14 protein-coding genes are annotated in these 15,124 nt (G+C 33.7%); 11 read left to right on the forward strand and 3 right to left on the reverse strand.

Annotated elements, in window-relative coordinates; genetic code table 11:
* The first annotated feature begins 194 nt into the window (after nucleotides 1–194).
* The 5 genes from AC1VAQ_RS11720 to AC1VAQ_RS11740 all read left to right on the forward strand — a co-directional run bounded on the left by AC1VAQ_RS11720 (nucleotide 195) and on the right by AC1VAQ_RS11740 (nucleotide 5,042).
* Nucleotides 195–983, forward strand: coding sequence for a hypothetical protein (locus AC1VAQ_RS11720; RefSeq protein ID WP_302596898.1), 789 nt, complete (start codon nucleotides 195–197; stop codon nucleotides 981–983).
* A gap of 12 nt (nucleotides 984–995) precedes the next feature.
* Nucleotides 996–2,063, forward strand: a complete 1,068-nt coding sequence (locus AC1VAQ_RS11725; RefSeq protein ID WP_302596897.1) for a glycosyltransferase — start codon at nucleotides 996–998, stop codon at nucleotides 2,061–2,063.
* Nucleotides 2,064–2,089: 26 nt separating this feature from the next.
* Nucleotides 2,090–3,412 carry a nucleotide sugar dehydrogenase gene (locus AC1VAQ_RS11730; RefSeq protein WP_302596896.1) on the forward strand — a complete coding sequence of 441 codons (1,323 nt, stop codon included), beginning with the start codon at nucleotides 2,090–2,092 and terminating at the stop codon, nucleotides 3,410–3,412.
* 139 nt (nucleotides 3,413–3,551) lie between these two features.
* Complete coding sequence (locus tag AC1VAQ_RS11735; RefSeq protein ID WP_302596895.1) at nucleotides 3,552–3,893, forward strand: hypothetical protein; 342 nt, start codon at nucleotides 3,552–3,554, stop codon at nucleotides 3,891–3,893.
* 66 nt (nucleotides 3,894–3,959) lie between these two features.
* Nucleotides 3,960–5,042: a tetratricopeptide repeat-containing glycosyltransferase family 2 protein gene (locus tag AC1VAQ_RS11740; RefSeq protein ID WP_302596894.1), complete on the forward strand. Its 1,083-nt coding sequence runs from the start codon at nucleotides 3,960–3,962 to the stop codon at nucleotides 5,040–5,042.
* 199 nt (nucleotides 5,043–5,241) lie between these two features.
* Here the strand turns inward: AC1VAQ_RS11740 and AC1VAQ_RS11745 are convergent, their stop codons facing one another.
* From AC1VAQ_RS11745 to AC1VAQ_RS11755, 3 genes are all read right to left on the reverse strand, one after another.
* On the reverse strand, nucleotides 5,242–6,381 hold the full coding sequence (locus AC1VAQ_RS11745; RefSeq protein ID WP_479903949.1) for a glycosyltransferase family 4 protein: 1,140 nt from the start codon (nucleotides 6,379–6,381) through the stop codon (nucleotides 5,242–5,244).
* A gap of 25 nt (nucleotides 6,382–6,406) precedes the next feature.
* Complete coding sequence (locus AC1VAQ_RS11750) at nucleotides 6,407–7,498, reverse strand: tetratricopeptide repeat-containing glycosyltransferase (RefSeq protein WP_302596892.1); 1,092 nt, start codon at nucleotides 7,496–7,498, stop codon at nucleotides 6,407–6,409.
* 68 nt (nucleotides 7,499–7,566) lie between these two features.
* Entirely contained in the window at nucleotides 7,567–8,220 is a 654-nt protein-coding gene (locus AC1VAQ_RS11755) for a hypothetical protein (protein WP_479903950.1), read from the reverse strand.
* 248 nt (nucleotides 8,221–8,468) lie between these two features.
* On the opposite strand from AC1VAQ_RS11755, the gene AC1VAQ_RS11760 reads away from it, so the two are divergent.
* From AC1VAQ_RS11760 to AC1VAQ_RS11785, 6 genes are all read left to right on the forward strand, one after another.
* Nucleotides 8,469–9,524, forward strand: a complete 1,056-nt coding sequence (locus tag AC1VAQ_RS11760) for a DUF11 domain-containing protein (protein WP_302596890.1) — start codon at nucleotides 8,469–8,471, stop codon at nucleotides 9,522–9,524.
* A gap of 292 nt (nucleotides 9,525–9,816) precedes the next feature.
* Nucleotides 9,817–10,482 carry a hypothetical protein gene (locus AC1VAQ_RS11765; protein WP_302596889.1) on the forward strand — a complete coding sequence of 222 codons (666 nt, stop codon included), beginning with the start codon at nucleotides 9,817–9,819 and terminating at the stop codon, nucleotides 10,480–10,482.
* A gap of 10 nt (nucleotides 10,483–10,492) precedes the next feature.
* Nucleotides 10,493–11,197, forward strand: a complete 705-nt coding sequence (locus AC1VAQ_RS11770; RefSeq protein WP_302596888.1) for a glycosyltransferase — start codon at nucleotides 10,493–10,495, stop codon at nucleotides 11,195–11,197.
* Between the two features lie 19 nt (nucleotides 11,198–11,216).
* Entirely contained in the window at nucleotides 11,217–11,969 is a 753-nt protein-coding gene (locus AC1VAQ_RS11775) for a glycosyltransferase family A protein (RefSeq protein ID WP_479903951.1), read from the forward strand.
* 14 nt (nucleotides 11,970–11,983) lie between these two features.
* Complete coding sequence (locus AC1VAQ_RS11780) at nucleotides 11,984–13,165, forward strand: glycosyltransferase family 2 protein (RefSeq protein WP_302596886.1); 1,182 nt, start codon at nucleotides 11,984–11,986, stop codon at nucleotides 13,163–13,165.
* Nucleotides 13,166–13,368: 203 nt separating this feature from the next.
* Entirely contained in the window at nucleotides 13,369–15,123 is a 1,755-nt protein-coding gene (locus AC1VAQ_RS11785) for a thiamine pyrophosphate-binding protein (protein ID WP_302596885.1), read from the forward strand.
* The last annotated feature ends 1 nt before the right edge of the window (nucleotide 15,124 follow it).

Genomic DNA, 15,124 nt, shown 5'->3' on the forward strand with positions numbered 1-15,124 from the left:
GGAGATTGACGAATAAGGTGGGGCCTCGAAGGTAAAATCCCAAAGGTAGTTAGTTTATGTGTACTACCTTAGAAAGTACCCTATAGAGAGGAACTATAGGGTACTTTTTATAGAGTAGGAAAGTTCAAAATTTAACTTTGCTATGTCACCAGAATGTGGCACGAGTCACTTTCTTGTAGAATAGGAGGGAAACGATGAATTTGTTTGAAAGAATAAAAGATATGCTAAGCCAGAAGAAAAAAGTAACAGATGAAGAGATGAGCTTTTTAAAAGCACTTCCAGAATTTAAGGTGGAGCCAGAGACTGTAGATAACAATTTAAGTATTTTAGCTACAGGCGGACCAATCTGCAATGCTGCAGATTGGAAAACAATAACAAGGGATGTTGTGGTAAGTGTTGAGATACCAATAGGATTTAAGCGTGATGAAACTGAAGCCTTTGAATTAAGTGTAAGTGTAGATAAGAGCTTTTTATATACAAGAAATGAGAAGGAAATGAAAACAGCTGATATTTATATTAATGAAGTAGATGGGACAATGAGCACAATGCGATGTAGAGCGGAAGTTATTAAGAAGCTTCTTGAAGGAGAAGTTAGACTCAATGTTATTGCTAAAGGATTTAAAGCAAGTGATTTTCTAGATGCTACTGTGCTATCAAGTGATTTAAAATTAGAAGAAAAGACTGCATTTTCACATATGCAAGGCGTTTTATTTGATGAAACAATAGGTTATATGTGTAAAGAATGTAATCAGGAAGAACAAGAAGTGGTTGTTACATTAAATATTGGTAACCCATTTATTATGTTAGCAGATGGTACAAAGATTGAAGAAACTAAATTAAGCAGAAGTGCAGTTCCTAATATGACTATTAAGCAGGAGGGTTTAGTACCAACTTTTGATCAAGTCTTAAATGGCATGGAGACTATAATAATCAGTGTGCCATGCCAGGTGACAGTACAGATAGAAGTAGAATTTATCTCATAGAGATGAGCAGCTATGACAGAAAAAACAACAGTTATTTTTACAATTACTAATGCAGCAGGGCTAGGACATATTACTAGAGGGCTTGCAGTTGCAAGAAGGCTGCAAACCCTCAATATTGAAAGTGTTTTTTTTACGACTTCAGTAGCTATAGAACTTATTCGTAAAGAGGGGTTTAAATATTTTTATGTACCGACTAAATCGTTTTTTCCTTCTGAAGTGACAATGAATTTATGGGTAGACTTTGTAAAAAGACAATTAGATGAAGTGGTTAGAATGTATAAACCTGCAGGAATTATATATGAAGGTGTATTGCCTTCAAGTAGTATGATAATAGAACTCCAAAAATATAAGAATATAAAGCGCATTTGGATCAAAAGAGAGAATTATAAGGCGGGCTGGCAAAGTTTAAATACACTTGAGCAGCAGTTTGATCTGATTGTAGTCCCAAAAGAAGTAGGAAACAGTTATGGTGAAGTCGTAGAGACAGATAAAAAGAAGTACTGCAATCCTATTACATTGCTAGATGCAAATGAAGCTTATTCAAGAAAGTCTGTAAGGGATGGATTAGGTGTTAAAAGGGATGAAAGGCTATATTATGTACAATTGGGAGTAGGCAGTAATATAATACTTCAAAATGCTTTGATGTATGTTCAGCAACACTTATTAAAGAGAAGGAAAACAAAAGTAATAATAGGTGAATCATTAGTAGATATACCTATAGGTGTTATTGATAAAAGTATTAAGGCTATAAGCATTTATCCAAGTTCACGCTACTTTAGAGGAATAGATTTTGCAATAGCTGCTGCAGGATATAATACATTTCATGAATTGGTACAATTTAAGGTACCAACATTGTTTATTCCTAATGAGTCTACGGTAGTAGATGATCAGGTAAATAGAGCTAGGAATTTAGAGCAGGAGCATGCAGCATTACGGCTTGATACATTACACAACTTGGACTCGAAATTAGATTTGCTAGAAAAATCTCAAAAGCAAATCATTAAAAAACTAAAGACATATGAAGTGCCTAATGGCGCATTAGATGCAGCTAGAATGATTGCCAGTATTTTGGGAGACTAGGAATATAGTGGAGGGTGAGATTAATTATGGAATTAATAGAAAAGATATTAGATAAGAAAATTAAGGTGGCAGTCATTGGACTTGGTTATGTGGGATTGCCACTTAGCGTAGCTATTGCAAAAGCTGGATATACAGTACTCGGAGTAGATTGTAATGAAAAGTGGGTAGACACAATTAATAAGGGGATTTCTAATATTATTGATGTAAGTTCACAAACGTTAAAAGGTATCGTAGAAGCAGGTATGTTAAAAGCAAGTACGGATTTTAGCAGTGTAGCACAAGCTGGTGCGATTATTATTTGTGTTCCAACACCACTTAATAAAGCCAAAGAACCAGATTTATCCTATATTATAAAGGCTATGGATGGCATTGTACCTTTTATAAGTAAAGAGACACTTATTTCACTAGAAAGTACAACATATCCAGGAACCACAGATGAACTCGTAGTAGAAAGAATTGAAAGAGAGAAGAAATGGCGTGTAGGGGAAGACTTTTTCGTATGTTATTCACCCGAGCGAGTAGATCCAGGAAATAAGACATTTTCGGTAGAAAATACACCAAAGGTAATAGGTGGAAGTACGGATAAATGTTTAGAGCTTGGTAAAGCATTGTATGAATCATTCTTGCCTAAAGTTGTAGGTGTCAGGTCAACTAGAGTTGCTGAGATGAGTAAAGTGCTTGAAAATACATTTAGGTGCATTAATATTGCCTTAATGAATGAAATGACAATGATGTGCGAGCGTATGAATATTGATATTTGGGAAGTTATTAAAGGTGCCTCAAGTAAACCTTTTGGATTTATGCCATTTTATCCAGGACCAGGTGTAGGCGGACACTGCATACCACTTGATCCATTGTATTTATCATGGGAAGCTAAAAAGTATAATTACTTTAGTCGTTTTATTGAGACGGCATCAGATATCAATAGTAATATGCCATATTATGTAGTAGGTCAAATTGTCAAATTACTTAATGTAAATAATAAGTTAATCAAAGGAAGTCACATCTTACTACTAGGAATGAGTTATAAAAAGGATATTGGTGATTTAAGAGAGTCACCTAGTTTGGAAGTTTATGAGCTACTTAGAGAAAAAGGAATGGATGTAGCATTTTATGACCCTTATGTAACAACATTTGAAAGCAAGGAAGGTAGTGTAAAGAGACAGGAGTTAACTAAGGAAAATGTAGCAAGTGCAGATGTTGTCGTAATTCTAACAGACCACTCAAAGATAGATTATCAGTGGATTGTAGATGAGGCACAGCTTGTATTTGATACAAGGAATGCCTGTATGGACATTGAAAGTAAAAAGGTTATAAAGTTAGGGCAGAATGTAGAAAAAAACATATAAAGCAGAAAAAGGGTTGGAAGTTGACTGGTAGAGAGAAGGGGAACAATAAAGGACATTTTCTCATATAATGTAATAACTATAGAAATTCTTTTAGATGTAAAGTAAAACTATAGTAAATAAAATTTGGAGGTATGAGAGTATGTCACATTGTTGTGGAGAACATCATGCAAAAGAAAGTAGTAGGCATGGAAGTGGCTTAAGAGAGCTAGAAAGAAATGTTCATAATATTGAAGGTATAAGCTGCAATATCTATTGGACAGTACAGCAAATGTATGCCCAGGCAACTAGCATCGAAGGTGCACTAAATAATCCTGTATATGGCTTGCAACAATTAAATACTAACGTATTAAACATTCAAAGTACACTTCAAGATTCTGAAACTGGATTAGCAGCAGTTAATAGTGAACTTTCAAGTTTACGAGAAACAGTAGCTGAATTACAACAGAGTGTAGAATATATCATTATGTTACTTGAATCATAATATCATTTTATTGGGTGCTGCCGAAGGTATGCAGCACCTTTTTGATATTTAGGAGGTACAATACACATGGTTTCTATTAGTTTATGTATGATTGTAAAGGATGAAGAAGCAACATTGGCAAGATGCTTGGATAGTATTTATAAGTTAGTTGATGAAGTCATTATTGTAGATACAGGTTCCACAGATGCGACTAAAGAGATTGCAGCTAGGTATACGACAGCAATTTATGATTTTACATGGCAATATGATTTTTCGTTAGCTAGGAATTTTGCCTTTTCTAAGGCGACTAAAGATTATATTATGTGGATGGATGCAGATGATGTACTCTTAGATAAGGATAAAATTTTATTTGGCATTTTAAAAAGACAATTATCACCTGAGATAGATATTATAAAAATGAGATATGATTTAACAGATATTAATAGTGATAAGCTGGTAGCTTCATTAGATAGAGAACGTATTGTAAAACGTGAAAAAAATTATAAATGGGTAAGTCCCGTACATGAATATATAGACGGTCAAGGAAAAGAACTTAAAAGTGATGTGGCAATCACACACAAAAGAACACATTTACCAACTAGAAGAAATTTAGATATTTTTGAGAGATATATAGCTGCAGGAAATGAATTAGCATCAAGGAACTGGTTTTATTATGCCAGAGAATTATTTGTTTGGGGAGAAATTGATAAGGCTATTATATATTATGATAAGTTTTTAAAAACAGATGGAGAGCTGGAATCAAAGTACTTAGATAGTTGTATTGAATTAGCACAGTGTTATAGGAAAAGAAATGAAGATGATAAGATATTAAGTACATTATTGCGATTTTTTGAAAAGGCAGGTCCAAGAGCAGAAATATGTTGTACTTTAGGTGCTTATTATAAAGAAAGAGGTAATTATGAAAAAGCAATTTCATGGTTTAAGATGGCACCCCATACAACTCAGGCAGAAGGAACAGGGAAGGTCACATATAGTTATTTAGGTTATATACCTTATATGGAATTATGTGCGTGTAGTTTTAAATTAGGCAGAATTGATGATGCCATTATGTATAATGAAGAAGCTGCAAAATATGAGCCACTAGATGAAAAAATACTTCAGAATAGATGCTTTTTAGCAAATGTTAAACTACAATCTATACAAAGATAAGAAAATGAAGAAGTGTTGTAAAAAACGCAATTTAATGAGTTGAGATATAATATATTTTTAGGAGACAAATTTCTAAATAAATTTCATAATGGGGCGACTTTATATTGAAATACTTAATAATAGATAGAATAAAAAGGAGCTAGCCCTAAATCATAAGTGATAAAGGTGGCAGCTCCTTTTAGGCGTAAGAATAGATGCCTTATACAGGGGATACTTCATATTGAGCAACCTGTTTATAAAAAGAAATGAGTTTAGAGATACTAGAGGCCCAAGTATAGTTTTTAGCAGTTTTTATGCCTCCCTTAATTAATGATAATCGAAGTTTCGGAGAGGTAAGAAGTGTAAAGATAGTTTCCGTTAGGGTATCAATATTATTAATTGGCGTTATGAGTGCATTAATATGATGAAGTGCATATTCATGAATACCTAAATTATCGGTGGTAACTACAGGGCAACCACAAGACATGGCTTCCAAAACAGGAAGAGAGAACGATTCATAATGAGAGGCAGAAATGAAAGCTAAGGCGCCTCTGTAAAGCTGGGCAATTATTTGTTGAGCAGGATTTACAACAGTAAGGGCTGTTTCAAAATGAGGTAACAAGGGCGCAGTAGGTGTAATCCAAATTAAATCCAAATAAGGCAAAAACATTTTTAGGCGTTTATATGCAATACGTATTTCGTCTAAACCTTTAAAGGGTGTTTCATCGGAACCGAGCATCAGAATATAAGGATGAGAATGATTAAAGGAGGTGGTATTTAAGTTGAAGTAATCGGTATTAACGGCATTAGGAATAACTGTACAGTGCTGTGAATAGAGGATGTTTATAAGTGTAGCAACAGGTGTTGTAACAGTCATAAAAAAATTTGGAAGAGTAAACTGAGTATCTATAAAGTTCAATAAATCAGAAGAAATAGTATGACGCTCAAATAAGTGATAGTCGCCTTGCTCAAAGTAAATAACAGGAGCGATATGTGTATCTATGCAAGCTTGAATATGATCCCAGTAGGTGGCAACAATAATGTCGCATTGAGGAATGCCACAAGTTAGTTCTTCTGTAAAGGGAATCTGTAAATAATGACCTTCCCAGTTAAGCCATGTAGGACGTTTAAAATGAGAAATCAATGTAACTTTTATACCATTTAAAGTTAAGTAGTGGGCATGCTCTAATATGATTTTAACACCACCGCAGACACTGGTATGATTGAGCACATATACAACATGTATGGGGCTACTGAGGCAAGAGTTTTCCTTTTTTCGTAAATGTTGTTTAGTGGCAAATAGAAGGCGCTCAAAACGTTTATTAAATTCTTTTTGCCGGAGTGTTAGAATGGTCTCCATAAAATCCTCCTTGATGAAGCAAGTGTTAAAATGATTGAGAAAGAATGTAGTTTTGAATCCACTTAGCATTTTGAACAAAGCGCTGTTCATTAGGGGAAAACTCTAAACATTTATAAGCACAAGCAAGGCTAAGTGCATAGTTCTTTAAATGGAAGTATGCAATACAGCCTAAATCATAAGGGGTTGCATCCCAAGCATAGCCATCATTAATAAAGGTTTCGGAAGGCTTGGTGATACTCAGCGCCTTATGCACATACTCAGCAGTTTTTTGCCAATTGCTTTGTGCATAGTAAATATAAGCTAAGTCAATATAAGATTCTCTAGCCCAGGGTGCTTCTATGATGGCGGCTTCTAAATGGGTAATAGCTTCAGATGTTTGATTAAGATGTAAATAAGATTTAGCCATGAAACGGAGTGCGGCACTTCGTTCTTCGTTCCAGGAAAGGGGATTCATAAGATATTTAGAAAGGGTTTGAATGCAACTCTGCCAATTACCTGTATACATATATTCTCTGCCAAGATAAAACAAGTCTCTCGCATCATTAGGAGATGATTTAACTGTTTCTTCAAGGAGTTTAAGATAATTTCTAGGTTTTGAAGGATCTGGGTGATGGTTAAATTGAAAGTTTTTCAAATAGATAATAGAAGAAGGCTGATTACCTGTGTAAGTAAGTATTTCATGAATTGCATGAGTCCATATAAAGTTATGTCTAGTGTGAATACGCATAGGCCAAAATACCCCATCTTCAGAGCCGTCTGTATTAAAATGCCATACGAAGCGGCAATATGCAGCAGACGTAGTAAGTTGCCACTGATTGATGAGTTCGTTATACCAATTAGGGGTAAGGACCTCGTCTAAGTCGATAGAAATACATATATCAGCATCTGAAGGCACCATTTCGAGTGCTTTGTTACGTGCTTTATCAAACTGAAAGGGTGTAATGATTTCTTGAGCAACAATAATAGGATATTGTTTGAGTTTAGAAAGTGTATGATCCTCAGAGCCAGTATCGAGGACTACAATATAATCAGCATCACATATAGAATGATACCATCGCTCAACAAACTTTTCTTCATTTTTACATATAGCATAAACCGCAACTTTATATTTACTCAATATTAAGCCTCCTTTTTAACATAAATCAAGAGCTATTGCAAATACATTTGTAATAGCTCTTTTTAGTATTATGCTAATCTATGAGCAACAATTGTGCTACCTGCTAAAGAAACTGAACCGGTAGTTGGTGCAGTTGAAAGATTAATGCTATAAGACAATGTGGTAGGAGCAGATGTTGCATAGATATTAGAAACAGTAACGATAGCTGAGAAGATGAGTGGTAGTTGCGTAAGACCAGCTGTTAATGTTGTAGAAGAATAACTTCTAGGTGCAACAGTAGTAATAGCTCCAGATATATTTGTGCCAATAGAAACAGTAGCAGTACCTGTATAGTTAGCAGTAGTTGTAATAGGTGCGATTAACTGAACAAGATAAGTGCCATCTTTGGCAAATGTAATAGTAGGAGAGGTACCTTTAATATTGGAAGACTGTGCCTGTGGTGTAAAGGTAATAAATGTAGGTGTTGTTGTTAAGGTAGCTCCCTGAGTAGTAGCGAAAAAGTAAGAGTTACTAGGTGCAGAGTAACCAGGATTAGCTGTTCTTGGAGGACAAGAACATGGATAATAAGGTGGCATACAAGGAACAGCTGAAGGTACATCATTATATGGTGTTTGTGGGCAAGGTGAATAATCTAGTGAGTGATTATGATGACAGTGACGATGATGATGTCTGTGATTAGTATTGTTAGAATCTGCGTGATAAGATGAATCTTTAGATCGCATAAGATAATCCCTCCATTTTTAACAAATTGTTGCTAGAGGTTCCCCTCATGATATTATATGCACACAAAATTTAAGTGTCACTATGAGAAGGCGTTACCATAGCGAAGAAGTATATATTTAGCAAAAAAAGTAACAATGTAGGTGAATTGGAATAAATTAATAGTAACAAGAGTGTTGAAGCAGATAGATTAAAGTAATGCTTAGGAGAGCATTAAAATAAAGATTATATAAGAGGAGGAGAGTATAAAATGAGCATTACACAAAACCGTTTATTGGCAGCCATTAAAGAAGTCAATACATCCCAAGCACAAGTAGGAGATGTTATTAGTTATACAATAACACTAACGAATATATCAGATGAACCGATTACTGAGATTTATTTAACGGATATAATTGATAAAAGCCTAGAGGTTGAAGACAATTCTATAGGAATCAATGAGGTTGTGAGTGCAAATCAAATACTATTTAACTTACAAATTCCGGATTTAATGCCTCAAGAACAGCACACAGTAGTGTTTAATGCAATAATTAAGAGGATGCCAACATCACTAGATCATATGATAAGAGAGTGGGCATATATTAGATTTACACAAAATGGAGAAGTGTATGAGACAAGAACAACTTCAGCAATAACTTTAATTATGGATAATCAGGTGGTAGGGCCTGTAGTAATTTGCTTAGCACCTCATAAATCTGAGGCAGTATTAGGCGATAGAATTAAGTACAAGGCAGTAATAAGGAAGTTATCAGGGAAAAACATAGAGAGTGCATACTTATCTATCTCTTTAGACAAAAATCTAAAGTATATTGACGGAACTTTAAAGGTAAATAATTGCCTAGTAGGTGACCAAATAGATCACCTTATGATAGATTTAAAGTGTAAAAATAGTATTGTGACCTTTGAAGCTGAAGTTATAGATATGCCAAACACTATCCGTGCATTAACGTCGGCAAAAATAGCGCTACAATATGCTAGTGCTCTTACACCAATAGCTATAAGTAATGAGGCATTAGTAGAGATTTTTCCGCCTAAGCTTTGGTATTCATATAACATGAAGATACCCTGTAATCAAGAAGTAAATATTGTGATTTCAAATATAGAAGCTATACAGATTAATGCAGCATGTAGCAATTATGAATATGAATTAAGATTCATAGTTGTATTAGAATATGGCAAACAAAGCATAGAAGCTATTAAGCAAGCAGTACCAATACATTATCCTTATTCAGAAGAAACAGAGATTAGCGTATGGGGAGAAAAAAATGGAGAAGACATTAAGATAAACATATTTTTGATTAATTAAAGTCAGAAAAATACAGTATAGGTGGCGAATGAAGTGATATGCCTATACCTAAGGTAATTTTATAACAAAAAGGAGGTGTGTTTTGTGGCATCTTCTTTTTTGCTATAAAGCATTTAACACTAGGATAAAGGGTGAGGATTTTAGCCATAGTTATAATGGATATTATATTCATATGTAAAGCTCAGTAGATGTAGTACTATTAGTATCAAGGTGCTAGGCTATAGAATAAACACTAATTGCCCGAGAATAACATACTATAGAAGTAGAAATAAGAGTTAGGATAGGTGATAAGATGAAAAATTATATTATTTTCAGATTAGAGTGGAACTATTCTAAACAGGAGTCTGCAGAAAAGGTTCGTATTAAGTTAAATCATCTCAATAAATATATTTTACCTAATTTGATGAATCAGACAAATGGAGACTATAGGTGTTTCATCGAGTATCCTAAGCCATTAAGTAGTGAAATACAACAGAGTAAAATGATTGTTCAAGGGCATCCAATTGTATTTGTTCCTAAGTTAGGCACGAAGGATGGGATTAATACTTGGGTTAAACGATATCTTTTAAGCCGAATTGAGGCCTATATAAAAACATTAAAGCTAACAGCAAATGATAGATTAATATTTATTAGTTTACCAATGGAATCAATTTATTCATTTAACACTGTAGATTTTTTTAAGTCTTATAATGGTAAGGAAAAAATGATTCGTTTTAAAAAAGGCTATTATGTAAAAGGAAATAAGGCATATCCATTAAAATCCTATGATGAGTTTGAAGGGTTTGCATTTGTATGTACGTTAAAGGAATATATGAACTATTTTAGTGTTTATAATAGCATCAAGGGATTTAATTATAGCGAGTTTAAGGACTTCCCAACAATTTATACAGACAAGGTAGAGTTTTTGATATTGCCTACTAGTGAAAATAGTATACCTGTTAATAATTTTATAAACTAGGAGGAACAAGATGAAAAAATATATTATTGCAATTAGATTTAATTCGGATCAAGAAGTTGCTACTAGGTGTAAGGTAGACTGTTTATCAGAAGAATGGATTAGAAAAAGATTAGAGATTTTTAATCTGTGTACAAGAAAGAGCTTAGAGATGCAGACAAATCAAGACTTTATAGCAGTTATATCTGTACATCAAAGCAGTGAAGAATTAGTTGAGAAAATATTAAAGGAATATCCACCATTACCACCTAATATTGTTTTTACTTCTAAGCGCAATAAGGTGATAGAAGAATATATTAAAGACGTAGATAAAGTATTTATTTCATCCTTAGATAGTGATGACATGTATCATCCTAGTTTTATGCAGTATTTACATGCGTATAATGAAAAAGAAGACGAAGGGTTAATTATTTTTACAAAGGGATATGTGTATAACTTATATACAGGCATTATAGATGCGTACGAGTCACCTTCACCACCATTTTATACACAGATTTTTAAGGTAAAAGAATATCTAGAGTCTTATAGATATTATCATTTTATAAGACACTGGTATATGCAACGTTTTCGACATACTATTATAAGCACGCCTATGTATATGATTATATTACATGATAAGAATAGCTATGGAAACTATAAAAATATAGCACCTAGGGTATTTGGAACAGAGCAGGTATTAAGTAACTGGCAGATAATTAAGCAGCAATATCATCTGTAGTAATAATAAGGGGGATAAAATGAAAAATATAGACGTAGTTGTTGATATAGCATTAAATGTAGATATTAGTAAGTGCGTAAGTTATTCACATCCTATGTATGTAAAATTGCAGCGTAATTTTGTAAAGGCACAGAGTAGGGAGTGGATTGAAAGACGCATGGAGATACTTATGAAATATGCCGTAAACAGTTTACGTCATCAAACAAATTCAGAATTTACATGTATCATAAGATGTACACGAGCAACCTACGGGATTATAAAAGAAGAACTCAAAAAGTATGAAAAGTTACCACCTAATATTCGGTTTGCAATCATAGGAATACAGCCTATATTAAGACGGCATCTAGCAAATTGTAATACATTATATCATGTTGTAATTGATAGTGATAATATGTATAGTGATGATTTTATTGAAAAACTAAGGGCTTTTAAGCCAAATAAAGAAACATTAACGATTATGTGTAGAGAAGGATACTTATATAATGAAATCACTAATGAACTAGCTAGGATTTTTCACCCATCACCTTCATTTTATGCTTCAGTATATACCAAAGAAAATTTTGATGAGATTTACCCTAAGCGATTATGCGAGTCACATTGGCAGGCTACAAAAAATTATAAGAGTGAGTATTTGGCAGGAAGAAATTATTTAATTACAGTTCATGAACAAAATGTAGATAATAGTTTTGAAACTATATTTAAGGCATTTTCAGGTCAGATGATAGAAGGAGAAGAAAAAGAAGCTGTTTTAAAGGCATGGAAGATAAAGTAGAAAGGAGCTAGTATATGTATCATAATACAGCAGTTATAAAGAATACATTAGAACGGCTTCAGAAGGTACTAAAAGATGCGGAATATTTGCAGGGGCAAGTAGAGGCAAAAATTTTTACAGGACTTGAGCAATATATAGAGTCAATGATAAAGGTTTTAAAACTAAGTAGAAAAATAGGTGTAAAGATAAAAGAAGAAGAAAAGTTTATTAATACACCATCATGTTGTATCAATGCAATATTTTCATTGGAGAATATTAGGGATTTGGTTCAGAAGAAGGAGCAGTTAGCATTAGATCAAATTAAATTTGAATTGATTCCAATATTAGAAGATTTGATTTATGATTTTTATTTTTTTACATCTGTGTTCGGAGAAAGGCAGAAGGAAAAGTGGCATTATGAGAATGAATTTTCTAAGATGGTAAGTAATCGTTATATTAATGCAGCGGTAAAAAAAGGACAGTATAAATATGATGTATCTCTTGTAGTAAGTGCATATAATCATTTAGATTATACAAAAAGATGTATCGACCATATTATAAGATATACACCAAATGATTTAAATTATGAACTCATACTTATTAATAATGGTTCAGAAGATGACACTCAAAAATACTTTGAATCATTAAGAGATAAAATTTCTAAACCTATAAAGATTATATGGATGAAAGAAAATGTATTGAATTCCTATATTGCTATACGTTCAAGGGCCTGTGAAGGAAGATATTTACTCGATATCTCCAATGATGTTTTAGTCATGACAAATTCTGTGACGAATCTCATGAGGTGTATGACATCAGATAAGAAGATTGCTATGATTGTAGCTTCTACGCCAGGTGTAGGCATTAAGAGTCAATGTGTAGCGGATAGTAATTTGACGCCAGAAGAAGGCGAAGAATTTGCAAAGAAAAATAATATATCTGACCCAAGTAGATGGGAAAGCCGTAATTTATTATATAATCCTATTGCATTATATAACTCAGAAATATTATTAGCAGAAAGTGGCATAGGTTTTTGGGATAAATATTTTGTGTATACATCAGGAGGGGATGATGCATTATCAAGACGATTAATAGAGGCAGGTTATAAGCTGATATTAGCTAAGGATTGTTATTGCTATCACTTTGGAAAGGTGACGAGAGCTAAAGATACACATACAGCAGAGAGTGTAGCATTATTAAAAAGAAGGTTTTCATAAGATTACAGAAGAAGCAAATAGAATATCATAGAGGAGATATTATGAGAATAAGGATCAGAATATCTCCTTTTTTGATTGTATAACTTAGAAAATAAGGGTACATTTGTTTTAAAAATCAAGAGAAGGGAAAGGGGTGGCGTTTTAGAAGGGCATACATATAATGTATTAGAAATGTTTAGAAGCCATTAGAGGAGGAGGAGGGCGTGAAGGTTTCCGAGTATATAATAGACTTTATAAGTAGGCAGGGAGTAAAGGTTATATTTGGTTATCAAGGCGGTGCAATTACTAGAATTGTAGATGCTATTGGAAAAAAAGAGGAGATGTGCTTTTTCTCTAATTATCAAGAACAAGGGGCAGCTTTTGCAGCAGAAGGTTATGCAAGGATTACAGAAAATATAGGGGTAGCTATTGCAACAAGTGGACCTGGTACAACCAATTTAATAACAGGTATAGGAAGTAGTTTCTTTGATTCTGTTCCAGTTATTTATATAACGGGTCAAGTAAATAGCAAGGAATATAAGAAATCAGCAGCAGTAAGACAGGTGGGATTTCAAGAAACGGATATTGTAAGTATTGTAAAGCCAATTACTAAGTATGCAAGAACAATATGGCAAAAAGAAAAAATCTTATATTATCTGCAAAAGGCAATGTACTTAGCAAAAGAAGGGAGACCAGGGCCTGTTTTATTAGATATTCCAATGGATGTTCAAAATGCAGAAGTTAATCCTAGCTTATTAGAAAGTTACTATGAGAGTAAGGAGTACAAAGAAAAACTAATAAATAACAAGCCAGTAATAGATAAGAAATGTGTAGAAGAAGTCGCAAGAAGGTTACAGATGGCTAAAAGACCGGTGATATTAGTGGGGGGAGGAATAAGGCAGGCAAAGGCTATAGGGCAGCTGCAGGAGTTTGTAGAGAGAACACATATTCCAGTTGTATCTACGCTTATGGGGCTAGATAGCTTGAGTCATGAGCAAAAGGAATATGTAGGGTTTATGGGCGCATATGGTGTAAGATATGCAAATTTAACTGTGGCTAATGCAGATTTTATATTAGTATTAGGGGCTAGATTAACAGGAAGGCAAATAAGTACAAAGCCAGAATCCTTTGCAAGAGCTGCTACGATTATACATGTAGATATTGATGAAAATGAACTTGGAAGAGCAATAGAAAAATCTATACAGATTCATGGTGATTTAAAAGATTTTTTGGAAAAGCTTAATAAGCAAATTAAGGTAGAACATGTAGCGTTAGATTTAACAGCTTGGCAAATGAAAATTGAAAGCTATAAACAAAAATATGTTCAAAATCAGTTTGTTAATAAAGTGATTCAAAGTATAGGCAGTATGCTGCAAGAAGATGCCATTATATGTACAGATGTAGGTCAAAATCAGATATGGACAGCGCAGAGTATGACAATTAATGAGAAAAGGCGATTGCTTACATCAGGAGGAATGGGGGCTATGGGCTTTGCTTTGCCAAGTGCCATTGGCGCATGGACAGGGGCATCAGAACGTCAGGTATGTGTAATTGCTGGAGACGGCGGTATGCAGATGAATATTCAAGAGTTGCAGGCAGTTATAAGAGAGCAGATTCCGCTCAAAATATTTGTTTTAAATAATAGATGCCTAGGTATGATTAGACAATTTCAAGAAATGTACTTTGAGTCTAGATATGAGGGAACCATGAAAGGATATAGCACACCAGATTTTGTAGCATTAGGTAATGCTTATGGGATTACATCCATGAAAATAAAAAGTCAGAAAGAGTTATTAAATATTGCACCTTATTTAAAGGATAATAAGCCATATATATTTGAAGTCGTATTACCAGAGGTAACATATGTAACACCTAAATTGGGAATGGGAAGACCAATTGAAGATCAGGAGCCTTTATTAACAAGAGAGGAACTTCAAGAAGCGATGTTAATTCCGCTATGGGATGAAAGGGGTGAATAAG

Source organism: Cellulosilyticum sp. (assembly GCF_982396655.1).